Annotated in this window: 24 protein-coding genes and 1 other RNA gene; 3 read left to right on the forward strand and 22 right to left on the reverse strand. The window is 58.3% G+C overall.

The window, feature by feature from the left end:
- Positions 1–34: 34 nt before the first annotated feature.
- The 15 genes from B3Y70_RS02010 to rsmI form a co-directional block, all read right to left on the reverse strand.
- Positions 35–874 carry a cell division protein FtsQ/DivIB gene (locus B3Y70_RS02010; protein ID WP_011785908.1) on the reverse strand — a complete coding sequence of 280 codons (840 nt, stop codon included), beginning with the start codon at positions 872–874 and terminating at the stop codon, positions 35–37.
- Entirely contained in the window at positions 867–1,844 is a 978-nt protein-coding gene (locus tag B3Y70_RS02015; protein ID WP_014420638.1) for a D-alanine--D-alanine ligase, read from the reverse strand. The genes B3Y70_RS02010 and B3Y70_RS02015 overlap by 8 nt, the downstream gene beginning before the upstream one ends.
- The gene (murC, locus tag B3Y70_RS02020; protein ID WP_153740858.1) at positions 1,837–3,282 is read right to left on the reverse strand and encodes a UDP-N-acetylmuramate--L-alanine ligase; all 1,446 of its coding nucleotides are present in this window, start codon (positions 3,280–3,282) and stop codon (positions 1,837–1,839) included. Before murC ends, B3Y70_RS02015 begins: the two co-directional genes overlap by 8 nt.
- A complete protein-coding gene (murG, locus tag B3Y70_RS02025; protein WP_153740857.1) occupies positions 3,275–4,366 on the reverse strand; it encodes an undecaprenyldiphospho-muramoylpentapeptide beta-N-acetylglucosaminyltransferase in 1,092 nt (363 codons plus the stop codon). Before murG ends, murC begins: the two co-directional genes overlap by 8 nt.
- Positions 4,359–5,558 (reverse strand): putative lipid II flippase FtsW, encoded by a 1,200-nt coding sequence (gene ftsW / locus B3Y70_RS02030; protein WP_153740856.1) that lies wholly within the window; start codon positions 5,556–5,558, stop codon positions 4,359–4,361. The genes murG and ftsW overlap by 8 nt, the downstream gene beginning before the upstream one ends.
- Positions 5,558–6,898 carry a UDP-N-acetylmuramoyl-L-alanine--D-glutamate ligase gene (gene murD, locus B3Y70_RS02035; RefSeq protein WP_153740855.1) on the reverse strand — a complete coding sequence of 447 codons (1,341 nt, stop codon included), beginning with the start codon at positions 6,896–6,898 and terminating at the stop codon, positions 5,558–5,560. The genes ftsW and murD overlap by 1 nt, the downstream gene beginning before the upstream one ends.
- Before the next feature lie 15 nt (positions 6,899–6,913).
- The gene (gene mraY / locus B3Y70_RS02040) at positions 6,914–7,999 is read right to left on the reverse strand and encodes a phospho-N-acetylmuramoyl-pentapeptide-transferase (RefSeq protein ID WP_014420633.1); all 1,086 of its coding nucleotides are present in this window, start codon (positions 7,997–7,999) and stop codon (positions 6,914–6,916) included.
- A complete protein-coding gene (locus B3Y70_RS02045; protein WP_153740854.1) occupies positions 7,984–9,381 on the reverse strand; it encodes a UDP-N-acetylmuramoyl-tripeptide--D-alanyl-D-alanine ligase in 1,398 nt (465 codons plus the stop codon). Before B3Y70_RS02045 ends, mraY begins: the two co-directional genes overlap by 16 nt.
- Positions 9,378–10,862, reverse strand: coding sequence for a UDP-N-acetylmuramoyl-L-alanyl-D-glutamate--2,6-diaminopimelate ligase (locus tag B3Y70_RS02050; protein ID WP_153740853.1), 1,485 nt, complete (start codon positions 10,860–10,862; stop codon positions 9,378–9,380). Before B3Y70_RS02050 ends, B3Y70_RS02045 begins: the two co-directional genes overlap by 4 nt.
- Positions 10,863–10,865: 3 nt before the next feature.
- Positions 10,866–12,608: a peptidoglycan D,D-transpeptidase FtsI family protein gene (locus B3Y70_RS02055; RefSeq protein WP_199452096.1), complete on the reverse strand. Its 1,743-nt coding sequence runs from the start codon at positions 12,606–12,608 to the stop codon at positions 10,866–10,868.
- Positions 12,609–12,638: 30 nt separating this feature from the next.
- Positions 12,639–13,043 carry a cell division protein FtsL gene (ftsL, locus tag B3Y70_RS02060; RefSeq protein WP_014420629.1) on the reverse strand — a complete coding sequence of 135 codons (405 nt, stop codon included), beginning with the start codon at positions 13,041–13,043 and terminating at the stop codon, positions 12,639–12,641.
- Positions 13,044–13,069: 26 nt separating this feature from the next.
- Complete coding sequence (rsmH, locus tag B3Y70_RS02065) at positions 13,070–14,029, reverse strand: 16S rRNA (cytosine(1402)-N(4))-methyltransferase RsmH (protein ID WP_183580826.1); 960 nt, start codon at positions 14,027–14,029, stop codon at positions 13,070–13,072.
- A complete protein-coding gene (mraZ, locus tag B3Y70_RS02070; RefSeq protein WP_022991988.1) occupies positions 14,026–14,478 on the reverse strand; it encodes a division/cell wall cluster transcriptional repressor MraZ in 453 nt (150 codons plus the stop codon). Before mraZ ends, rsmH begins: the two co-directional genes overlap by 4 nt.
- Before the next feature lie 310 nt (positions 14,479–14,788).
- Positions 14,789–15,139: RNase P RNA component class A (rnpB, locus tag B3Y70_RS02075), an RNA gene on the reverse strand.
- A gap of 38 nt (positions 15,140–15,177) precedes the next feature.
- Positions 15,178–16,041: a 16S rRNA (cytidine(1402)-2'-O)-methyltransferase gene (gene rsmI, locus B3Y70_RS02080; protein ID WP_199452095.1), complete on the reverse strand. Its 864-nt coding sequence runs from the start codon at positions 16,039–16,041 to the stop codon at positions 15,178–15,180.
- Positions 16,042–16,185: 144 nt separating this feature from the next.
- Here rsmI and B3Y70_RS02085 point away from each other — a divergent pair, with 144 nt between their 5' ends.
- From B3Y70_RS02085 to B3Y70_RS02095, 3 genes are read left to right on the forward strand one after another with little or no spacing between them, the layout of a single operon-like run.
- Positions 16,186–18,039: a penicillin-binding protein activator gene (locus B3Y70_RS02085; RefSeq protein ID WP_199452094.1), complete on the forward strand. Its 1,854-nt coding sequence runs from the start codon at positions 16,186–16,188 to the stop codon at positions 18,037–18,039.
- 6 nt (positions 18,040–18,045) lie between these two features.
- Positions 18,046–18,417: a YraN family protein gene (locus B3Y70_RS02090; RefSeq protein ID WP_153740848.1), complete on the forward strand. Its 372-nt coding sequence runs from the start codon at positions 18,046–18,048 to the stop codon at positions 18,415–18,417.
- 9 nt (positions 18,418–18,426) lie between these two features.
- Complete coding sequence (locus tag B3Y70_RS02095) at positions 18,427–19,017, forward strand: D-sedoheptulose-7-phosphate isomerase (RefSeq protein WP_011785924.1); 591 nt, start codon at positions 18,427–18,429, stop codon at positions 19,015–19,017.
- A gap of 29 nt (positions 19,018–19,046) precedes the next feature.
- Here B3Y70_RS02095 and B3Y70_RS02100 read toward each other — a convergent pair whose 3' ends face one another.
- The 7 genes from B3Y70_RS02100 to rplM all read right to left on the reverse strand — a co-directional run.
- Positions 19,047–19,451, reverse strand: coding sequence for a ClpXP protease specificity-enhancing factor (locus B3Y70_RS02100; protein WP_206769525.1), 405 nt, complete (start codon positions 19,449–19,451; stop codon positions 19,047–19,049).
- A gap of 57 nt (positions 19,452–19,508) precedes the next feature.
- The gene (locus tag B3Y70_RS02105; protein ID WP_011785926.1) at positions 19,509–20,138 is read right to left on the reverse strand and encodes a glutathione S-transferase N-terminal domain-containing protein; all 630 of its coding nucleotides are present in this window, start codon (positions 20,136–20,138) and stop codon (positions 19,509–19,511) included.
- A gap of 104 nt (positions 20,139–20,242) precedes the next feature.
- The gene (locus B3Y70_RS02110) at positions 20,243–20,998 is read right to left on the reverse strand and encodes a cytochrome c1 (protein WP_153740846.1); all 756 of its coding nucleotides are present in this window, start codon (positions 20,996–20,998) and stop codon (positions 20,243–20,245) included.
- Positions 20,998–22,230 carry a cytochrome b gene (locus B3Y70_RS02115; protein WP_014420622.1) on the reverse strand — a complete coding sequence of 411 codons (1,233 nt, stop codon included), beginning with the start codon at positions 22,228–22,230 and terminating at the stop codon, positions 20,998–21,000. Before B3Y70_RS02115 ends, B3Y70_RS02110 begins: the two co-directional genes overlap by 1 nt.
- Positions 22,230–22,823, reverse strand: a complete 594-nt coding sequence (gene petA, locus B3Y70_RS02120) for a ubiquinol-cytochrome c reductase iron-sulfur subunit (RefSeq protein ID WP_014420621.1) — start codon at positions 22,821–22,823, stop codon at positions 22,230–22,232. The genes B3Y70_RS02115 and petA overlap by 1 nt, the downstream gene beginning before the upstream one ends.
- A gap of 238 nt (positions 22,824–23,061) precedes the next feature.
- Complete coding sequence (gene rpsI, locus B3Y70_RS02125; protein WP_011785930.1) at positions 23,062–23,454, reverse strand: 30S ribosomal protein S9; 393 nt, start codon at positions 23,452–23,454, stop codon at positions 23,062–23,064.
- Between the two features lie 12 nt (positions 23,455–23,466).
- Positions 23,467–23,788: 50S ribosomal protein L13 (gene rplM / locus B3Y70_RS02130; protein WP_288589116.1), on the reverse strand; the 322-nt coding region annotated here is incomplete at its 5' end.

Consider the following 23,788-nt stretch of genomic DNA (forward strand, 5'->3'; position numbering starts at 1 on the left):
GTTTCACCAAACCCCAGGTTCGTAGTAATCGTTATCAGGATTTCGGAGCAGCCTGAGCCACGTCCGTCTTCCACTGCACCGCTACCCCGTTCGAGTAGCGGACATCTATCCGGCTGACCTCATCAACCCGCGAGGCCAGACGGTTCTCATAAACGGTGATAAAGCGTTCAAACCGTTGTTCTACCTGATCTCGCCCCAGCACCACTTCGATGCCATTGCTGAGAGTCAGGGTCCAGGCGCCACGTTGCTCCAGCGCCAGTCCGGCAAAACCCAGGCCATATCCCACCAACTGCTCGCTCATGGTCCGGGCCATACCGATCACGTCCCTGACCCGCTCATCCGGCCCAGCCAGACGAGGCAGCTTTCCGGCCACCTCCGGATTCGGCGGCGAGAACAGTTCGCCTGAACGGCTCACCAGTCGACCATCGGTCCAGTAGGCCAATGGCTTCTTTTCCCGAATATCGATTTCAAGACGGCCTGGCCAGACTCGCTTTATCGCTGCCGACGCCACCCAGGGGCGCCGTTCCAGTTCAGCCTTGATGTCAGCCAGATCGGTGGCGAAATAGCTTTTGCCAATCCAGGCGCCGGCCGCTCGCTCAATAGCCGTCTGGCTGTCGCCAACAAATTCGCCCCGCACATCCACCGCCAGGATCTGCTGATCCATGGCGGTCAGCATCCGGTCCGTTGCCCAGGGCACCATGGCGGCCAGAAGTACCACCGTTGCGCCCAGGCCGACCTGCAACCAGGGTACGGCCGACAGCACAGCTTTCAACACACCAAACCGGTCCCGCTCAGGCCCGACAGAGGTTGCCCCCCGGCGGCGTGGCGGTTCGGGCGGTACCGCCCGGCTCCGGATCAGCAACGTCTCAAGCATCGATGCCCTCCGCCAGCGTATCCCTGAGAATTCGCACCACCAGTTCTTCAAAACTGATGCCGGCCGCCTTTGCAGCCATCGGCACCAGGCTGTGGTCCGTCATACCGGGAACCGTGTTCACCTCAAGCAACCAGAACTCACCGGTCCGGTCCTGCATGATGTCGACCCGTCCCCAGGTGCGACAGCCCAGCACCCGGAAGGCATCCAGGGCCAGATGCTGCAATCTCAATTCGTCATCCGGCGCCAGACCACAGGGAATACGGTACCGGGTATCGTCCGCCAGGTACTTGGCGTCATAGTCGTAAAAGGCGTGATCGGTGCTCAGGCCAATCGCCGGTAACGCTTTGTCCTGTAGCAGGCTGACGGTAAACTCCGGCCCTTCGATCCACTGCTCTACCAGCACCAGATCATCCAGCCGGGCTGCCGCCTCATAGGCTTCAGCCAGCTCTGCCGCGCTGCTCACTTTACGGATACCGATACTCGAACCTTCGTGGGCCGGTTTCACACTCAGGGGCGCCCCCAGTGCCGTCACAATGTCCTCGGCCTCGCTCACGGAGGTCATGGCACGAAATGCCGGCGTAGGCAGCCCACAACCTTCGAACACATACTTGGTGCGCAATTTGTCCATGGCCAGTGCCGATGCCAGCACTTCACTGCCGGTATAGGGAATGCCTGCCTGCCCAAGGATCGCCTGAAGGGTCCCGTCTTCGCCACCACGGCCATGAAGGGCAATGAACACCCGATCGAAATCGGGTTCGTCCACGGTCCGCAGCAGACAGCCGCGAATGTCCCGGCCAACTGCATCAATACCCGCCGATTGCAGCGCTGCCAGCACGGCTTTGCCACTTTTCAGGGATACTTCCCGCTCGGCGGAATCGCCCCCCATGAACACAGCCACGCGCCCCAGTGCCCGAACCAGTTCGGGGGGTGCCTGATACGGCTGAATGTCGTTGTGGGTCAGATCACTCACTTGCCTTGACTCCTGCTGCTGCCAGCCTTGCTGCTACGCCACCGATATCGCCGGCCCCCTGGGTGATCAACAGATCACCATCCTGCAGGACATTGGCCAGCAGACTCTCGATTTCACGGTTATCTTCAACGAACACGGGTTCTACCTTGCCCCGCTGCCGGATGCTCCGGCACAAAGCCCGCCCGTCTGCTCCCGGAATAGCCGGCTCACCCGCGGAATACACATCCATCAGCAACAGTCCATCCACTTCGGACAATACCCGCACGAAATCCTCATATAGGTCCCGGGTCCGGGTGTACCGGTGTGGCTGATACAGCATCACGATCCGGCGCTCGGGCCAGGCTTCGCGGGCAGCCCGGATGACGGCCTCCACCTCGGTGGGGTGGTGGCCGTAGTCGTCCACCAGCGTCGCTGCTGCTTTCGGTGTCTGGTACTCGCCATACACCTGGAACCGACGGCCAACACCGGCAAATCCAGCCAGCCCGCGGCAGATGGCCTGGTCGTCCACCCCCTCGTCGGTCGCCACGGCAATCGTTGCCAGGGCGTTCAGAACGTTGTGACGACCCGGCATTTTCAGCTCCACCTGGAGATCCGGCCGACCACCAGGGCGACGAACCAGGAATCGGGTCTTCAGACCATCAGAGGTAATGTTCTCCGCCCGGTAATCAGCATCAGGATTGTCGATGCCATAAGTGATAATGGCCCGGGAAATGCGCGGAATGATTTCCTGAACGTAGTCGTCATCCACACACATCACCGCAACACCGTAAAACGGCAGGTTGTGCAGGAAGTCCACAAAGGTCTGCTTGAGCTTTTCGACATCCCCACCGTAGGTGTCCATGTGGTCAGCTTCAATGTTGGTGACCACAGAAATAACCGGTGTCAGATGCAGGAACGACGCATCGCTTTCGTCGGCCTCGGCCACCAGGTAACGGGAACCACCCAATTGGGCATTGGTTCCGGCGCTGTTGAGTTTGCCACCGATCACAAAGGTGGGGTCCAGTCCGGCCTCGCCCAACACGGAGGCAATCAGGCTGGTGGTTGTGGTTTTGCCGTGAGTACCGGCCACAGCGATACCATGGCGATAGCGCATGATCTCTGCCAGCATCTCGGCCCGGGGTACAATTGGTACCCGCCGTTCACGGGCAGAGACGACTTCCGGGTTGTCGCCGGCAACGGCCGAAGACACTACCACCACGTCGGCCTGATCGGTGTTTTCGGCGCGATGACCGATGTACACATCGACATCCATTGCCCGCAGGCGCGCAGTAACAGCACTGTCCCGGATATCAGAGCCAGATACGTCATAGCCCTGGTTCTTCAGGACTTCGGCGATACCGCTCATCCCGGCACCACCGATCCCGACAAAATGGATGCGGCGGATCCGGCGCATTTCCGGCACCTGATAGACCAGTGGCGGATTGGTTGCATCAGCCATTGGCGGCCTCCAGACAGTAATTCACGACTCTCTCCGTTGCATCAGGGCGGGCCAGCGAGCGGGCGGCCTTCGCCATGGTCAGAATTCGTTTCCGATCTGTTGCCAGATCTTTCAGGGTTTCCGCCAGCACCTCCGGGTTCAGCTTTGGCTGAGGAACCAGAATGGCCGCCCCGGCTTTCACCATGTGCTGGCCGTTACGGGTCTGGTGGTCATCGACTGCGTGGGGGAATGGCACCAGCACCGCGCCAATTCCCGCCGCACAGAGCTCAGACACCGTCAGCGCACCGGCACGGCAGATCACCAGATCAGCCCAGCCGTAGGCCTCTGCCATATCGCGGATAAAGGGCTCAATGCTGGCACTGACTCCGGCTTCGTCGTAGGCCGCCCTGGCCACCTCAAGATTCTTCTCACCGCACTGATGCCGAACATCCGGGCGATCAGCCTCCGCCATCAGCGCCAGGGCCCGGGGCAGTTGCTGATTGAACACCTGGGCTCCCAGGCTTCCACCAACAACCAACACCCGTAGCCTGCCACTTCGGCCCGCCAATCGTTGTTCGGGGGCGTCCATCGACGCCACTTCGCCCCGCACCGGATTGCCAGTACAGCGGGTAACCGTCTGGTCGCCGAAACTGTCAGGAAACGCCTCAAGCACCGTTTCGGCAAAACGTGTGAGCCAACGGTTAGTCATTCCAGCGATGGCGTTCTGTTCATGAATGACCAGCGGCTTGCGCATCAGCCAGGCGGCAATACCACCCGGCCCCGTGACAAATCCGCCCATGCCTACCACGCAGTCGGGGCGGATTCGGCGCAAATGGGTGTAGGCTTCGCCCAGGGCGCGCATCAACCGGAACGGTGCCAGCAGCAGCGCCAGCTTGCCTTTACCGCGCAGGCCGGAGATGTGAATGAGCGACAGCGGAATATCGGTGTCTCCAATCAGACGTTCTTCCATGCCGCCGCTGGCGCCGAGCCAGTGCACCTCGTGCCCCCGTTGCTGCAACGCGCGGGCTGTGGCCAACGCAGGAAACACATGGCCGCCGGTGCCACCAGCCATCATCAGGAAGCGACGGCGAGGTGAATCAGTCATACACTGCTCCTCCTTTGCGCCCGCTGCTCTTTATTTCCGATGCCACCCTGGCCCGATCCTGCCGCTCCAGTTCTACCCGGGCGATAACCGCGATACCAATGCAGGTAACCATCAGGCTGGAGCCGCCATAACTGACCAGCGGCAAGGTCAAGCCTTTGGTTGGCAGGAGCCCAGTACTCACCGCCATGTTGATGCCCGCCTGCAATCCGATCAGCAGCGTGATGCCGTAGCTGAAACAGGCGCCGAACGCCATGCCGGCTTTCTCCGCACGCCGGGCAATCACCAGGCCACTGACCACCAGCGCCGCAAACAGGCCGAGCACCACCAGCGCTCCAAGCAAACCGAATTCCTCGGCAATGATCGCGTAGATAAAGTCCGTATGGGCCTCAGGCAGGAAGAACAGTTTCTGTACCGAGTTGCCCAGTCCAACACCCACCCACTCGCCTCGACCAAAGGCAATCAGTGACTGAGTGAGCTGATAACCGCTGTCGAACTGGTCTTTCCAGGGGTCGAGATAGCTGACCACCCGCTTCAGTCGATACGGTTGGGTCACCACCAGAACCGTACCCAGTGCCGCCAGTACGCCAATCAATGGCATAAAACGGCTTAGCCTTACGCCGCTGAGAAAAATCATGCCCGCAGCCGCCGTCACCAGAACAACCGTTGCGCCGAAGTCCGGCTGGATGACCAGCAACACCGACGCCACACCCAGAACCCCGAGCGGTTTCAGAAAACCTGGCCAGGTATGAAGCAGCTCTTCCCGCCGACGAACCACGTAACCCGCCAGGTAGGCGATGAGGCAGAGTTTGGCGACTTCAGACACCTGCACATTGAACAGCCCCATGGGAATCCATCGGGTAGAACCATTGACGGTGCGGCCGAGAGGAGTAAGCACCAACACCAACACCAGAAGTCCAATGCCCAGCAACAACCAGCCACTGCGTTCCCACCAGGATACCGGCACGTTAACAGCTACAAGGGCAGTGGCGCAGCCAAGCCCTGCGAACAGAATCTGGCGAATAACGTAGTGGTAACTGTTGCCCAACGTGGCCGCTGCCATGTCCATCGACGCAGATGAAATCATCACCACACCGGTCACCAGCAAGGCCACGGAGGTAATAATCAGCACCGGCAGCGGCTGCAACTCACCCGCCACACCCTGATAATGAGGAACGCTGACGCCTGCCTGCATCACAGCCCCTCCACCAAAGCGCGGAACTGTTCGCCGCGATCGTTGTAATCCCGGAACATGTCAAAGCTGGCACAGGCTGGAGACAACAGCACCCGATCGCCCGGCTCCGCCGCCTGGCGGGCAAGGCTGACCGCCTCTTGCAGTGACGTTGCGCGATACTGCGGCACTGACACGCCTACCGCCTCGGATATCTTGCCGGCATCGCGTCCAATCAGCACCAAGGCCCGACAGCATGCGGCCACCGGCTCTGCGAGCGGCTGAAAATCCGCGCCTTTGCCATCTCCGCCTGCAATCAGGATCACCTTGCCTGAATCCGGCACCAGGCTTTCAATGGCGGCTACCGTGGCACCAACATTGGTACCTTTGGAATCATTGATGTAATCCACCCCATTCAGGTTGCGGACGAATTCACAGCGATGGGGCAGCCCCCGGAAGCTGCGGGCCACCTCCAGCATCGGCTCCATGGCCAGGCCAGCCGCGTGCCCCAGCGCCAGGGCGGCCATCACGTTGCTGATGTTATGCCTGCCCATCAACTGGAGTTCACTGGCCAGCAAAAGGTTATCCAGGCCCCAGGTAATCCAGGTGCCCTGGTCATCATCCCGGGTACTGAAGGTCTCCGGATTCACCCGGTTAAAGCCAAAACACAGAAACCTCAGGGTATCCCGAGCCATGGGCGTGCTCAGGGCATCGTCGAGGTTCACGATGGCATTTTTGCAGCCACGGTAGATCCGTTGTTTGGCCTGGAAATACGCCATCTTGTCCGGGTACCGGTCCATGTGATCATCGCTGACATTCAGGACAGTGGCCGCCAGAGCCCCGAGTTCTTCGGTGGTCTCCAGCTGAAAACTCGACAGCTCCAGCACATAGAGATCCGCACCCTGGTCCAGCAAATCCAGCGCGGGCGTACCGATATTACCGCCCACCTGCACATTGCGGCCCGCAGCTCGTGCCATTTCCCCTACCAGGGTTGTTACCGTGGTTTTGCCGTTAGAGCCGGTGATGGCAATAATCGGCGCGTCGGCCGCATCGGCGAATAAATCGATGTCGCCGCGAATCCGGGCGCCCCTGGCCGCCGCACCGGCAATCGCCGGCTCTGCAATACTGATTCCCGGGCTGACTATCAGCTCATTGAAACCGGCAAACAGCTCCTCATCAAACTCGCCCAGGTAAATCGGGACGTCTGGCCAACCGGCCTTCAGCTCATCCAGGCCTGGTGGCTGAAGGCGACTATCAGCCACAGCAATCTCACGCCCCTGCCCGGACAGGTAACGCACGCAGGAAAGCCCGGTCTTACCGAGCCCTACGATTAACGTGCGACGATCCGAAACAATGACACTCATAGCCGTAGCAATTTCCTATCGGATTTTCAGACTGGCCAGGCCAATCAGAACGAGAACAACAGTAATAACCCAGAACCGGACAATGACTCGTGGCTCGGGCCAGCCTTTCAATTCAAAATGATGGTGCAGCGGCGCCATCCGGAAGATCCGCCGACCCGTGAGCCGGAATGAGGCCACCTGCAGAATCACAGAAATGGTTTCCATCACGAACACGCCGCCCATGATGAACAACACAATTTCCTGCCGGACGATGACAGCCACTGTGCCCAGGGCGGCTCCCAGGGCAAGGGCACCGACATCGCCCATGAATACCTGCGCCGGGTAAGTGTTGAACCACAGGAACCCGAGCCCTGCACCCACCAGGGCTCCGCAGAAAATGATCAGCTCACCGGTTCCGGGCAGATGCGGAATCAGCAGGTAATTGGCGAACTGCGCATGGCCCGAGAGGTAAGCAAAGATGGCCAGAGCCCCCGCCACCATGACGGTTGGCATGATAGCCAGACCATCCAGGCCGTCTGTCAGATTTACCGCGTTGCTGCTACCAACAATCACGAAGTAGGTCAGCAGAATGAACAACACCGGCCCGAGGGTCAGCGAGACATTTTTCAGGAACGGCAGATAAAGCGAGGTTTCCTGGGGCAGTGAAGCAGTGACATAGAGCACGATCGCGGCCGTGGCCCCGATCACCGACTGCCAGAAGTATTTCCAGCGTGCCGGCAGGCCCCGGGGATTGCGCTCCACAACCTTACGGTAGTCATCCACCCAGCCAATGGCACCGAACAGCAGGGTAACCAGCAACACCACCCAGACATAACGATTGGTCAGATCCGCCCACAACAGAGTGGAAATGGCGATGGCCACGAGGATCAGGGCGCCGCCCATCGTCGGCGTACCGGCTTTGCTCAGGTGAGTCTGGGGGCCGTCATCACGTACGGCCTGGCCGATCTGATACTGACTCAGCTTGCGAATCATCACCGGACCGATCACCAGCGAGATCAGCAGCGCCGTAAGAATGCCCAGGATCGCCCGCAGTGTCAGGTACTGAAACACCGTCAGCGACGAAAAGTATTGCGATAGTATCTCTGTCAGCCAGAGCAGCATGGGTTCTTCACCTTTTTCTGAATTCCCTCCACCACGCGATCCATGGCGGAACTACGAGAACCTTTCACCAGGACCGTCATAGCACCACTCCGGCCCGCCACAATGGCGTCCACCGCCTGCTCATGACTCGGGAAAAACTCTGTCTCGTCACCAAATCCGGTGCCGTAGCCGTTACCTCCGGCTCCCACCACCATAACCTTCTCAATTCCACGGGCACGGGCATGTTCACCCACCTGCCGGTGCAGCTCGTTCGCCTCATCGCCCAGCTCTGCCATGGCGCCGAGCACCGCCAGCCGGGGCGCCGGGTACGACGCCAGAACGTCCAGCGCCGCTTTCATAGACGCCGGATTGGCGTTGTAACTGTCGTCAATCAGGGTCAGATCCGGGGCCGGCTTGAGCACCTGGAGACGCCCCTTCACGGCTTCTACCTGCATGAGCCCGGACTGAACCTGCTGATCTGTCGCTCCAAGTTCCCTGCAGGCCGCGAGAGCCAGCAGAGCATTGGTAATGTTGTGTTCACCGGGCAACCCCAGCACCAGATGACAGCGCCAGTTGTCTGGCCCCAACACCAGGAATTCAAACCCCTGATCAGTGGCCATGATCGCCTCCGCGCGGTAATCCGCGCCCGGGTGCCCCATCCGGGAAACCCCCAGCACCCGCCGTTGGCCCGCACGGGCATGCCATTGATCGAAGGCAGGATCGTCCCGGTTCAGCACGACGGCTCCATCTGCCGGCACGCCATCAATAATCTCGCCTTTGGCCAGAACAATATTCTGGTAACTGCCAAAACCCTCCAGGTGCGCCTGGCCTGCATTGGTCAGAATCGCAACCTGCGGTCGGGTAATTGACACCGTGTGGGCAATTTCGCCAAGACCACTGGCCCCCAGCTCAATGGCGCCGAACTGGTGATCCGGCGTCAGCCGAAACAGGGTCAGCGGAACACCAATGTGATTATTGAGATTGCCTTCAGTCACCAAGGTCGGCCCCATGCCGGCGAGAATGGCCCCGGTCATTTCACGAACCGTGGTTTTGCCACTGCTGCCGGTAATCGCCACCAGCCGGGCCGCGCTTCCGCTGCGATTGGCGCTGGCCAGATCGGCCAAGGCCTGAACCGTATCGCTAACGACCAGTTGCGGAATGGCAACGTCGGTGACCTCGGTATCCACTACCGCGGCGACGGCGCCCTGTGTCAGGGCCTGGCCAAGGAATTCATGACCATCAAACCGCTCACCGCGCAGAGCAACAAACAGCTGCCCATCTCCAACCAATCGGGTATCGGTGGAGACGCCATCAAACCAGAGTTCACCCGCATCAGTGCGCGCCCCTGCCAGGGTGGCCTGAAGCCACTCGCGAGCTTCCGCCAGCGAAAAGGCGCGCATCATGCCACACCTCCATTCAGGTTCAATAGATGGCGTACCTGCTCGGCGTCGCTGAACGGCAACTTCTGGCCCCGGATCTCCTGATAGGCTTCATGACCTTTACCTGCAATCAGCACCAGATCATCCTCATTGGCCATGCCCACTGCCTCGGCAATTGCCTGAGCGCGGTCGTGAATCACCTGCCAGCGACCAGCCTGAGTGAAACCAGCAGAAATGTCGCTGACAATCCGTTCAGGCTGCTCGGTACGAGGGTTGTCGTCGGTTACGATGACGTAATCCGCCCGCTTTTCCGCTTCTTTCGCCATTTCCGGCCGCTTGCCGGGGTCCCGGTCGCCACCGCAACCGAACACACAGATCAGCCTGCCCCGGATGTGGGGCCGCAATGCTTCAAGCGCATTGGCCAGGGCATCGGGGGTGTGAGCATAGTCCACCACCACATGTTTGCCGGTTGAGCCGGTGAATCGTTCAAGACGCCCAGGGGGCGGTGACAGCTCCCTGACAATGGACACCGCCCGCTCAACGGGTACGCCAAGCGTCAGTACGGTAGCCAGGGCCGCCAGAACATTGCTGGCGTTGAAACTCCCTAACAGGGGGACAGCAAGATCAAACTCACCCCATTGCCCATCGACCCTGGCGCGGAACCCTGAGGCCGTGGGCGTAAATTCCTTCAACCAGAGTTCCGTCTGGGCTTCATGCAGACTGTAACGAACACGGTCACACTGGCCCTCAAGCTGACCGTAAAGCTGCCGGCCAAACGGATCGTCAAAATTGATCACTGAGAAGTGCAGTTCTTCCCGCAGGAACAGCCTGGCCTTGGCCTCACCATAGGCCTCCATGGAACCGTGGTAATCCAGATGATCACGCGTGAGGTTGGTGAACACCGCACCGGTCATGGTCAGGTTATCAACCCGCCCCTGATCCAGAGCGTGCGACGACACTTCCATTACCGCAGCCCGACCACCCTCATTGCGTATGCGGTTCAATACCCGGTTCACCTGGACCACATCCGGCGTGGTATGCGTGGCCGACTCGATACTGCCCGGCATGCCATAACCCAGGGTACCCAGCAGCCCGCAGGGCGTGCCGGTTTCCCGTAACAACTGGGAGATGTATTGGGTCACCGACGTCTTGCCATTGGTGCCGGTAACCCCGATCACTCTCAGATGGCGCGACGGATGCTCGAAGAAGCGATCGGCAATTCGGCCCAGACGGGCGCGCAGACCAACCACGGGCACAATCAATGCGCCGTGGCGCTCATGGCACTGCCGCTCCTGCTCGGACTCAAGCAGAATGGCCGTGGCACCGGCGCTGATGGCCTGATCCATATAGTGCTCTGCGGGCGTTCGGGCCCCGGCCAGCGCAATAAAGGCGTCACCGGACTGCACTTTCCGGCTATCCGTCTTCAGGCCGTGGATAGTGACATCGAAGACCGATGGCACCTCAATAATGCCCTGAAGCAAGGTGCTGATGGATGTGATGCACATGGCTTACCCTCTCCCCCCGGAGGTCACTTGCGAAACGCGTGTTTCACTGACTTCCAGTTCAGGCTTCACATTCAGCAGTCGCAGCGCGTCACCCATCACCCGGGCGAATACCGGCGCGGCAACTTCTCCGCCGTAATATTCTCCGGCCTGCGGCGCATCCACGGCCACAACGGTTACAATTCTGGGGTCATCAATCGGTGCCATACCGGCAAAGATGGCCTTATATTGACTGTCTTCGTACCCGTTCGCCCCCACCAGGTGAACGGTCCCGGTTTTGCCCCCGGCCGCATACAGCCCGGGCCGGGCACGCTTGCCAGTACCACGGGCAACCGCCTGTTTTAGCATGTCTCGCACGGCCCTTGTCACCTGCTCAGACAGTACACGTTGTCCCTGCGGCCTCTGCTCCTGCCTCATCAGGCTGAGAGGGTAACGAATTCCACCATTGGCAATAACCATATACGCCTGTGCCAGTTGCAAGGCGTTAACGCTCATGCCGTAGCCATAAGACAAGGTGGACTCTTCTACCGGCCGCCATTTCGGGGGGGCCGGCAAAACACCAACGGCTTCCCCTGGGAAGCCGATACCGGTTGCCTGGCCGAGGCCCAGGCGGGCATAGAGGTTTCTCAGAGTATCGCCACCCAGATCCGTTGCGATGTTGCTCACCCCGACGTTGCTGGACTTGACAATAATCTCCGTTAGATCCAGCACCCCGTAATTGCGATGATCCCGAATTGTGAAGCGACCAAATCTCCGAAAGCCCGGGGAAGTATCAATGGTGCTGTTAACCGTGTATTCCCCGGACTCCAGAGCAGCCGCTATCGTCAGCGGCTTCATGGTTGAGCCGGGCTCGAACAGATCTGTAATCGCCTTGTTGCGCAGGTTTTCTGCGGCAAGCTGTGACCGGTCATTCGGGTTGTAGGAACCTTGATTGACCATGGCCAGCACCTCACCGGTGTCGACATCCAGCATCACCAGCGTGCCACCGCGAGCCTTGTGAGCACCGACCACCGCCTTGAGCTCCCGATAGGCCAGATACTGCAGCCGGAGATCAATACTCAGTTCCAGGTCTTTCCCGGGCCGGGCATCGCGGATAAGCATCAGATCTTTGATGACGCGCCCACGGTTATCCTTGAGCACCCGCTTCTGGCCCGGCTCACCGGTCAACCATTTGTTATAGGCTAACTCGATACCTTCCTGGCCATGCTCGTCGATATCAGTAAACCCGACCACATGAGCGGTGACTTCTCCCGCGGGGTAATAACGACGATATTCCTGCCGGGCATAGATACCACCGACACCTAGAGCCAACGCTTCACGCGCCATTGAGGGCTGCACTTTGCGTCGCAGGTAAATAAATTCGCGGCCAGCATACTGGCGCAATCGCTCCCGCAGCGCGCCCTCAGACAACCCAAGAATTCGGGCAAGCGCCGCCAGTTGCGGATCTTCGGGATCGGTTTCGGAAGGATTTGCCCACACGGTCTGAACTGGCGTACTGACGGCCAAAGGCTCGCCATGACGATCCGTCACCACGCCTCGATGGGCATCGATAGATTCAACGCGGATAGTTCTGACATCTCCCTGCTTGCGCAGGAAGTCATTATCCACCACATGAAGATCCACCAACCGCCATCCAATGCCGGCCACAACCAGCAGGAAAACGCCCAGCACAGAGCCGAAGCGCCAGGCTTTCAAGCCTGCCACCAGCTTCTGCTTCCAGCTGTTTGCGTGCGTTCCCTGACCGGACACTTCAGTTACCCCGGATGGTTATTGTTGGTTTTAGTTCGCTGCCAGCGGTGACATCAAAGGCACGAGTACAATGTCCTGCCGCCCGGGCACCACCATGTTGAAGCGCTCAGCAGCGAGTTTCTCGACCCGCCCGTGAGCGCTCAAAGCACTCTGTTCCAGCAGCAACTGACTCCACTCACGCTGATAGGCATCGCGCTGCTCCTGCAGACCCGACAACGTATTGAACAGCTCGCGGTTCTCATGGGCACTGACCACCACCCCGATGGACGACAGCGTCAGTACGGCCACCAACACCAGCGTCACCAGAACCCGGCTTTCCCGTGTTGCATCAAACACCTGACGGGACAAACGAACGGCTGTCGCAACACCCTCGCGAACCCGCTGTTTGTTTATCCTGTTGGTTTTTACTGGTTGCTCAATCGCTACCGCGCCCATGGCGTCGCGCTCCCCTGCGTTTTCGATTAATTCGCTTTACGTTCAAGCACTCGCATGACCGCGCTGCGAGCCCTGACGTTTTCAGTAATTTCCTGCTCATTGGCCTTGCTGGCTTTGCCAATCAGCTGGAACCCGGATTCTTCCTGCTCCGCCGTGACCGGTATCCCCTTCGGCAGCTTTGGCCCCCGCGCCAGATCACGCATAAAGCGCTTGACCAGACGATCCTCCAGAGAGTGAAAGCTGATCACCACCAGGCGCCCACCGGGAGCCAGGCGATCAACTGCCGCGGCCAGACCGGCTTCCAGGTCCTCGAGCTCCCGGTTTATAAAAATCCGGATAGCCTGAAAAGCACGGGTGGCAGGGTGCTTGTGCTTCTCTTTCTTCGGCACGGCCTCCGCAACCAACTCCGCCAGCTGCCGCGTGGTTTCAATCGGCTGCTCCTGACGCCGCTCCACGACAAGACGAGCGATACGGCGAGAAAACCGCTCCTCGCCGTATCGCCAGATCACATCTGCTATTTCCCGCTCATCAGCCTCGGCCAGCCACTGGGCCGCACTCGGCTCCTGCTGCGGGTTCATTCTCATATCCAATGGACCGTCCCGCATGAACGAAAAACCGCGGGAAGCATCATCCAGTTGTGGCGAAGACACCCCAAGATCCATCAACACGCCATCAACCTGTGACCAACCTTGACGTTCAAGCGCAAGATCCAGTTCGGCGAACGAGCCGTGGTACCACTGAAACCGGGAATCCCCAGATGCCAGCTCTCTGGCGACGGCAATAGCCTCCGGATCCTTATCAATGCCCAGGAGCTGACCATCCTGACCGAGCTTGCCGAGAATCAGACGACTATGACCGCCCCGGCCAAACGTGGCGTCGACAAAACGGCCATTTTCATCTGTAACCAAATAGTCGACCGCTGCATCCAGCAGTACCGAGCGATGCTGATAGCCTTCATTGGCCTGATCGTCCTGGCGTGCGCTCATAGCGACAGCGCCTCCATTTCCGGCGGCATTTCCTCGTCGGCTGCGGAGGCATCAAGGTAAGCATTCCAGCTTTCCTCACTCCACAGCTCATACTTCTTGCCAAGCCCGACCAACATCAGCCGTTTTTCAAGATTGGCGTGATTTCTGAGGGTCTGCGGCACCAGAATCCGGCCGGACCCATCCAGCTCCATAAGGGCAGCGTTACCCAGAATGAGGCGCTGCAGGCGCTTGGCCGCCTTGTTCATGTTGGGCAGCGCCTCGATTTTCGGGCGCAGCACTTCCCATTCCGGCTCGGGGTAGAGCAACAAGCATTTCTCCTCATCGGCGTTGGCTGTCAATACAATACGGCCACCGCAAAGCTGCGCGAGCTCTTCACGCACCTTTGTCGGGATCGCCAGGCGACCCTTCGCGTCCATATTGATGGCATGACTGCCAAGAAAATTGCTCATTAACGTCTAGTCCGAGGTTTTCATTTCCACAAAATTCCACCAAAAACCACTTTTTCCCACTCCCGCACACTATAGAAATACGCAAATAACAATGCAAGCGCCGCGACAGGCACCACACACAGGAAAGTTCCTTTAACGACAAGAGGTTACAAAGCAGAAACGGAACGAAGCGTTAAAAAGACGTAAAGAAAAGGATAAAAAACAAATACCTGCAGACACCTTTAGATAGCCAACTTCAGGTTTAAGATTTTTTGGCTATAAAAGGTAACTTGTGAGAAGGATGCGGATCACATCCGAATAATCGGGAAAAGAGGCGAGCTCGCCGATAAGCCGGGTTCTGTCTTGGACAGTCATTCATCTAGGGCCTGCGTCACCACAGGCCTCAAGCAACCTACCCGAATCCAGCGCGGGCCACGCCATTGGATTCCTATTTGGTCTTGCTCCAGGTGGGGTTTACCATCGCCGTGGACTGTTGCCAGCCACGCGGTGCGCTCTTACCGCACCATTTCAACCTTACCGGCGCCCGAAAGCGCTTAGGCGGTATACTTTCTGTTGCACTTTCCGTCGGCTCACGCCGCCCAGGCGTTACCTGGCACCTTGCCCTGCGGAGCCCGGACTTTCCTCCCCCGGATCAACCGGCGGCGACTGTCTGGCGAGCTCGGCGCTGACAATACCCGCGTGCGCGCAGGCATGCAAGGCTTAATCACCCTTTAACTGCAGCGCTCGCTGATACAGTTCATTTTTTCCGATGCCGCTGACTTCCGCGACGATTTTCGCAGCCTTTTTGACCGGCATCTCTGCAACAAGCAGCTTTAACAGCTTATCGGCATCCAGATCGAGCGACGAACCGGTCACGACATCGTTACCCCGGACCATCACCACGAATTCGCCCCGACTGCCATGCGGGTCGGCCTCCAACTCCGCCAATACCTCTTTAACCGTCCCACTGTAGAAAGTTTCAAAGGTTTTGGTCAGCTCCCGACCGAGCACACACTCCCGGCCCTCGCCAAACTCATCAACCAGATCCTGCATCAGGTCCAGAATTCGATGGGGGGATTCGTAGAACACCAGAGTGGCAGTCTGTTCACGCAATTCCACGAGCGCTGAACGTCTACCCGCCCGTTTAGCCGGCAAAAAACCTGCGAAAAGAAAACGATCCGTCGGTAAACCTGCCGCCGACAATGCCGCAACCAGTGCACATGGACCGGGGATAGGGGAAACCGGAAAGCCCGCCTTTCTGGCTTCACGTACCAGGATGTACCCGGGATCGGAGATCAATGGGGTACCGGCATCGGAAATCAGTGCCACTTGCTGCCCTTCAGCAAGGGCAGAGAGGATTCTGCCGACGCGATCCCTCTCATTATGATCGTGTAGCGCCAGCAAAGGCTTGCTCAGGCCCAGGTGCTGTAACAGGCGTGAGCTGTGACGGGTGTCCTCAGCGGCGACCAGATCCGCCGCAGCGAGCACCTGCCGGACACGATCAGAAAGATCGGCCAGATTACCGATGGGCGTGGCAACAATTGAAAGCCGACCACCGACAACGCTTGCTACAGAACTGGACATAATAAACTCCACTGAAGTGAACCGCGGCGCCGCTATTTCCGGCCCATGACTGTCCCGTCATGTGAAATGCGCCGGGAGCTGGTAAACTTGCCAGCTAAAACGCGGCACCACAAGCCCAACGATTCAGAGAGTACCGAGCCCGCCATGACAAATCGCTTCCGTCACAGCCCAATTCTGGCCCTGATCACCCTCGTTCTGTTCTATCTGGGCGGCTGCGCCACCGTCAATCTCGACGAACATATGGCACAAAGCCCGGAACAGGCACTGTCACTGGCCAGCGATGAACGTGATCCGGTGGTTGGCCAACGCTATCTATTGAGGGTGGCCAGCCGATTCCAGGATCAAGGCCGCCACGAAGATGCCCGAGTCATTCTCCAGGCCCCCGTTCTGGAAAATGCTCCGGAGGACATCGCAAGACAACGCTCGCTCCTGTCCATGGCCAGTGCCAGCGAGTTACAGGACAGCCAATGGGCTGAGCAACTCGCCACAGATAGCACCCCTGAAAGCTTTCTTGCCTACCCCGCGGAGTTAATGTCCCGGGCTGCCATGCTCCAGGCCCGGACCTATGAGCTGGCCGGACAACCTTTGGACGGGGCACTGACGTTGATCCTGCTCAGCCAGACCGACTCCAGCACTTCCCCGCAGGAGGTGCACAATCGCATTTGGCAATTGCTCAAGCCCATCAATCGCTCAACCCTGCAATCCGCCTCCGACAACGCCCTCGGATTCGAGGTTCAAGGCTGGCTTGAGCTCGCTCTGCGCCTACGCACCAAAGGGGCCAGCCTGGATGATCAGGGGCGTCTGATCCGGCAATGGCAGAATAACTGGCCGGGACACCCCGCAGCACAGGTACTCCCCATGGATCTCGCCCTGCTGGCTGAACTGGCAGCAAGCCGGCCGGAGAAACTGGCATTGGCGGTTCCACTTCAAGGTGCCCTCGCCAGCGCCGGCAAAGCGATTCGCGACGGTTTCCTGGCCGCCTATTATCAGGATGAAACCACTGACCGCAGCAAAACCGATATTCGGGTCATCGACACCTCCACCGGCTCTTTTTCCGAGCTCTACGAGGAACTCTCCAATAACGACATTGATTTGATTGTTGGCCCGCTGGACAAGGAAGCACTGTCCCAGCTCGCTAACATGAACACGCTGCCGGTTCCGGCACTGGGCCTGAACTACCTTGGCCCGGATGCCCGCATTCCGGACGGCCTTTATCAGTTCGGGCTATCTGCCGAAGATGAGGCACGACAGATCGCCGACAGGCTCGATGCCGAGAACATCGAGCAGGTTCTCGTACTGATTCCCCACGGTGAATGGGGAGACCGGGTTGAAACCGCCCTGCAAACAAGGATGGACCAGCTCGGGTTGCGAGCGCTCGACGTCGAGCGCTTTTTCCCGGAAGACAACCTGCGCTCAGTGACAGCTGACCTGCTGGGCATTACCGCCTCCCGCCAGCGCGCCATTCAGGTGGAGCGAACAATTGGCCTGAATGTGGAATTTGAACCCCGCCGCCGCCAGGATGCCGAGGGCATCGTGCTGGTTGCCGCACCCACGGTTGCCCGCCAGTTCAAGCCACTGTTCGCCTTCTATTATGGCGGCGATCTGCCGGTATACTCACCTTCCATCGTGTACGAGGGTACGCCGAATCCGGGCCGGGACCGAGATATTGACCGGGTTTTCTTTACGGACATCCCCTGGGTATTGGCCGAGACGAATCCCCTGCGGGAAGAATCACGCCAGTATCTGAGTGGCACCACCGGGCAACTGGGGCGCCTTTTCGCCATGGGCGCCGACGCCTGGCAACTGAGCAAGCGCTTGCCACTTCTACGCCAGGTTGAAGATGCCGCCATTGAAGGACAAACCGGCATTCTGACCATGGATCCTGACGGCAGCATTCATCGCGAACAACGCTGGGCACAATTCCAGGGGGGAACACCCAAACTGCTTTCTCCGACCGTACCCCGGGAAGGTGAACCCGCCCCGACTGCAAACAACTGATAACCGATGGCCAGGGAAGGCTCCAGAAAACTCGGACAGCATTACGAAGGTGTCGCCGCGCGGTATCTGGAAAGCAGAGGCATCCGGATTATTGAGCGGAACGTGCACAATCGTGGCGGCGAGATCGACCTTATTGGAATGGATGCCGAAGCACTGGTGTTCTTTGAAGTTCGCTTCCGCGCTGATGGTGCGCTGGTGGACCCGATAAGCTCGGTGTCCGCGGTGAAGCAGCAACGCTTGGTGCGTGCAGCCTCATTCTACCTGCACCGCCACGGACTCTGGGACCGGGTCAGCCGGATCGATGTTATCGGCATCACACCAGGCCAGTCCAGCAAGTACCGTATACAATGGATCAAAAACGCAATTCAGGCAGACTGACCAGAAACCATGACCGACACCGAACAGAGAATCAACCAGTGGTTCGCCAGCCATATGGAGCACACAGCGCAGGCGGCAAGCACCGCTGGTCCCGCCATTGAGCAGGTAGCGCAGGCATTTGTTGACGCCCTGCTCCAGGATGGCAAGATCATTACCTGCGCCAATGGCAACGCCAATGTACTGGCCCAGTATTTCTGCACGGCATTGTTGTCCCGCTTTGACCAGGACCGCCCGGCCCTACCGGCAATCAACCTTGGGGCAGACGCCACCACCTATTCCGCTATCTGCCGTGACAATCGATTCAACGACACCTTCTCTCGTCAGGTCAGAGCCATAGGCAAACCCGGCGACCTTCTGTTTGTGATCGTGGATGATGGCCACAAGGCAAACCTGATCCAGGCCATCCAGGCGGCCCACGACCGGGAAATGAGGATTGTGGTGCTGAGCGCCAGGGAAAAATCCGACATCACCTCCCTGATGCACCCTGAAGACCATGAAATCGCACTTAACGATTTGCCGCCAAGCGAGGCCACGCCCTTGCTGCTGGTCATCATCAACGCCTTCTGCGACCTGATTGACCACAAGCTTTTCGGAGGCTAATAAAAAAGCCGGCATCGCCGGCTTTTTTATTACTTGACCACTTTCAGGGTTGGCCTGCCATTCGGGCGGTCTTCCGCTCGCCGTGACGACTTGGGCTCACCTCCACCCTCCGGATCGGGAGAGCCTGGCTCACTGCCAAACACCATGCCCTCGCCGTTCTCCTTGGCATAGATGGCCATAACCGCTTGCAACGGTATGAAAACCTGCATCGGCACACCACCGAAACGAGCACTGAATTCCAGCGCACCATTGCCAATCACCAGCCCGCGCACGGCGCCGGGGCTGATATTGAGCACAATCTGGCCGTTGGCAACGTGCTCGGTAGGCACCTGAACACCCTGAATGCCGGCATCCACCACGATATACGGGGTACAGTCGTTATCGAGGATCCATTCGTTCAACGCACGGACCAGATAGGGACGACTGGATGTCATGGCGATAGTCATGTCAGACACTGCTTAACTCCTGCCCTGAAATACGGGCGCTGACAATCAGCTGCGAATATCTTCTTCCAGATCTGAAAGGCTTGCCTTGAAGCCTTCTCTGGCAAAGATGCTCTCCATGTACTTCTGCAAAGGCTTGGCCTGCTTTTCATTCAGCTCAATACCCAGAGCCGGCAAACGCCACAGGATCGGCGCAATACAACAGTCCACGATGGTGAACTCTTCCGACAGGAAGAACGGCATTTCGGCAAACAAAGGTGCCGTGGCCAGAAGGCTTTCCTTGAGTTCCTTGCGAGCGGCATCGCTGGCCTTGGCCCCCGGCTGCGCCAGGATCTGATCAACCAGTCCGCACCAGTCTTTCTGGATGCGGTGAATCATCAGGCGGCTGTTAGCCCGGGCAACGGGGTAAACCGGCAGCAGCGGCGGATGAGGAAAACGCTCATCCAGATACTCCATCATGATGTTGGGCTCGTACAGAACCAGGTCCCGATCTACCAGGGTTGGCAGGGCGTTGTACGGATTCATATCCGCCAGTTCCGCCGGCGGGTTGTCCGGATCCACATCCACGATATCAACAGTGACACCTTTCTCAGCCAGGACAATACGCACCCGGTGACTGTAGTGGCTTGCGGGATCCGAGAAAAAAGTCATTGATGACCGCTTGGTCACAACGCCCATATAGCTACCTCACGATTCTAAAAATCGAAACAATGCAAAACGCAAAAATCCAGCGAGCCTTAAAGACTCGCTGGAATCAAGGACACGGGATTATACCCTAAATCTTAGTGTACGTCTTTCCAGTACTCGCGGTTGAGCAGGTACGCGAAGACAAAGAAGATCGCCACAAAGATCAGCACGAAGATACCGAGACGCTCGCGCTCCACCTTGACCGGGTCGCCCATGTAGGACATGAAGTTGGTCAGATCCCACATGGCCCGATCAAACTCCGCACCGGACATCGAGCCTTCCGTTGCGTAATCCGGGCAAGCGTCTGCGTTATTGACGTTACCACTCAACGGCTCAACAGACGCCCCGACACCAATGTTCGGCTTCACGGCGCACAGACCCTGCATCTCGACCAGAATGTGAGGCATACCAACGTTATCGAACACCACGTTGTTTACGCCCAGTGGCCGGGAATCGTCCTTGTAGAAGCCCCGCAGGTATGAATATACCCAGGACTCACCACGCAGACGGGTTTCCAGCGTAAGATCGGGTGGCGGCGCACCGAACCAGCCGGCCGCCATATCCTTGTTCATGGAGTTCTTCATGAGCTCACCGATCTTGGCACCAGTAAAGATCAGGTTTTCCTCGTAAAGCTCGACAGGGATCTCCAGATCATCCGAAACACGCTTGTAGCGAGCATACTCCATGGAGTGACACCCCATGCAGTAGTTGGTAAACAAGGCAGCACCGCGCTGCAGCGACGCCTTGTCCGTATGATCCGGCTCCATATGATCAAGAGGAACCGCGGCACCAGCCGCCAGGCCAAGCGCTGGCAGGAGTGCGATGAAAAGACCAACAATCAGCTTTTTCATTATCCTGTCACCCTCTCTGGAACTGGCTTGGTGTTCTCCATGCGCGTGTAGAACGGCATCAGAATGAAGTAGAGGAAGTACAACACTGTCAGAATCTGAGCGACAGTCGTGCGACCTTCTGTTGCGGGAACCAGTCCAAGGTAGCCAAGGATTACGAAGCTCACCGCAAAGATTGCCAGGGCAATCTTGCTCAACCAGCCCTTGTAGCGGATTGAGCGGACAGGACTTCTGTCAAGCCACGGCAACACGAACAGAATCGCAATCGCACCACCCATGACCACAACACCCCAGAACTTCGCCGGCAGCCCCATAAAGTCTACCGTCACCGCCCGCAACATCGCGTAAAACGGCGTGAAGTACCAGACAGGCGCAATGTGCGCTGGTGTCTTCAGGGCGTTGGCCGGTTCAAAGTTCGGCTTTTCCAGGAACAGACCGCCCATCTCCGGGAAGAAGAAGACAACGATGAAGAAGATGAAGAAAAACACACCCACGCCCAGCAGATCGTGAACGGTGTAATACGGGTGGAACGGAATACCGTCTTTCGGAATACCGTTTTCATCCTTGTTCTTCTTGATGTCGATGCCGTCGGGGTTGTTAGAACCCACTTCGTGCAGCGCCAGGATGTGAAGAACAACCAGACCCAGCAGAACGATTGGCAGAGCAACCACGTGCAGGGCAAAGAAACGGTTCAGCGTGATACCGGAGATCAGATAGTCACCGCGAATCCACAGAGACAGATCTTCACCGATGACCGGAATCGCACCAAACAGGTTAACGATTACCTGGGCACCCCAGTATGACATCTGGCCCCAGGGCAGCAGGTAGCCCATGAAGGCTTCTGCCATCAGCACCAGGTAGATCAGCATACCGAAAATCCAGATCAATTCCCGCGGCTTCTGGTAGGAACCGTACATGAGACCACGGAACATGTGCAGATACACCACAACGAAGAACGCAGATGCGCCGGTCGAGTGCAGGTATCGCAGCAGCCAACCCCACTCCACATCACGCATGATGTATTCCACCGAGGCAAACGCCCCCTCGGCAGACGGGTTGTAGCTCATAGTCAGCCAGATACCGGTCACTAGCTGGTTGACCAGCACCAGCATTGCCAGTGAACCGAAGAAATACCAGACGTTAAAGTTCTTCGGCGCGTAATACTTGGCCAGGTGCTTGTTCCAGGCCTCAACGATTGGCAGACGCTCGTCTACCCAGTTAATCAGCTTTTGCATCACGCGGCCTCCGGATCAAGACCAATGGTCATGGTCACATCATCGTCAAACCGGTACGGCGGAACCTCAAGGTTCAGCGGCGCGGGTTGAGCCTCATAAACCCGACCGGCCATGTCATAGCGGGAACCGTGACACGGGCAGAACAACCCACCAAGCCAGTTTTCACCCAGATCAGCCGGCGCAACCTCTGGCCGGTAGGAGGGCACGCAGCCCAGATGGGTACAGAGCCCCACATAGACACCGAACTCTGGCTTGATCGCGCGCAAGGGCCCCTGGATATACGAAGGCTGCTGAGGCGCCTCCGACATCGGGTCCTTCACTGCGTCATTGAGCTTCTCGATATTCGCCAGCATTTCTTCCGTTCTGCGGATAATCCAAACAGGCTTACCTCGCCACTCAACGGTGATTTGCTGACCCGGTTCGATTTTGCTGATATTGACGGTTACCGGTGCACCGGCCGCTTCCGCTTTCGCACTGGGGTTCCAGGACGCTACGAAAGGAACGGCTGCACCGACGACGCCGACACCACCTACCACGGACGTAGCACCGATCAGAAACCGGCGCCGGCCTTGGCTCACGTCGCCATTACTCATTATGGTTTTCTCCCATCAGGCGAGGCACAGACGCGGAAAAACCGGCACTGCGCTTCGAAAAGGACTTCACAACCCAAAAATATAAGCGCTGAAATGGTAATGAAATTACCCCCCGCTTACAAGCCGGAAAGGTCGGCAGGCGAGCCTATCCCTGCGCCAGATCAAAAATATTTCCGGAGTACAGATATAAAAAAACCCGGCCACAAGACCGGGTTTTTCCAAATCGACTGAACGTCGATTAACGCTTGGAGTACTGCGGACGCTTACGCGCTTTGCGCAGACCCACTTTCTTACGCTCAACCTTACGGGCATCACGGGTTACGTAACCCGCTTTGCGCAGTGCCGGACGCAGAGTTTCGTCGTAGTCCATCAGAGCGCGAGTCAGGCCGTGGCGAATGGCGCCAGCCTGGCCACTGATGCCGCCACCCTTTACGGTAATGGCGATATCGAAACGATCTTCGGATTCGGCAACCACCAGCGGCTGACGAACAATCATGCGCAGGGTTTCACGACCGAAGAAATCTTCGATAGTGCGACCGTTGATGGAGATGTTACCGCTACCCGGCTTGATAAAGACGCGAGCCGTGGATGATTTGCGGCGACCAGTACCGTAATTTTGTGCTACAGACATATTCGCCTTCCGTTAGATGTCGAGTTCTTTGGGCTGCTGGGCGGCATGAGCATGCTCAGCGCCTGCGTACACTTTCAGCTTCTTGAACATGGCGCGGCCAAGCGGGCCCTTCGGAAGCATGCCTTTTACGGCCTTCTGAATGACTTGCTCGGGAGCCTTGTCAACCAGCTTCTCGAAATTGATGGATTTGATTCCACCCGGAAAGCCGGTATGGCTGTAATACATTTTAGCCGATGCCTTTTTGCCGGTAACCTTCACCTGGCTGGCATTGATAACAATGATGTAGTCACCAGTGTCCACGTGAGGGGTATACTCAGGCTTATGCTTGCCCCGC

It is taken from the genome of Marinobacter sp. UBA5687, assembly GCF_002420325.1.
In the GTDB taxonomy this organism is placed as follows: domain Bacteria; phylum Pseudomonadota; class Gammaproteobacteria; order Pseudomonadales; family Oleiphilaceae; genus Marinobacter; species Marinobacter nauticus.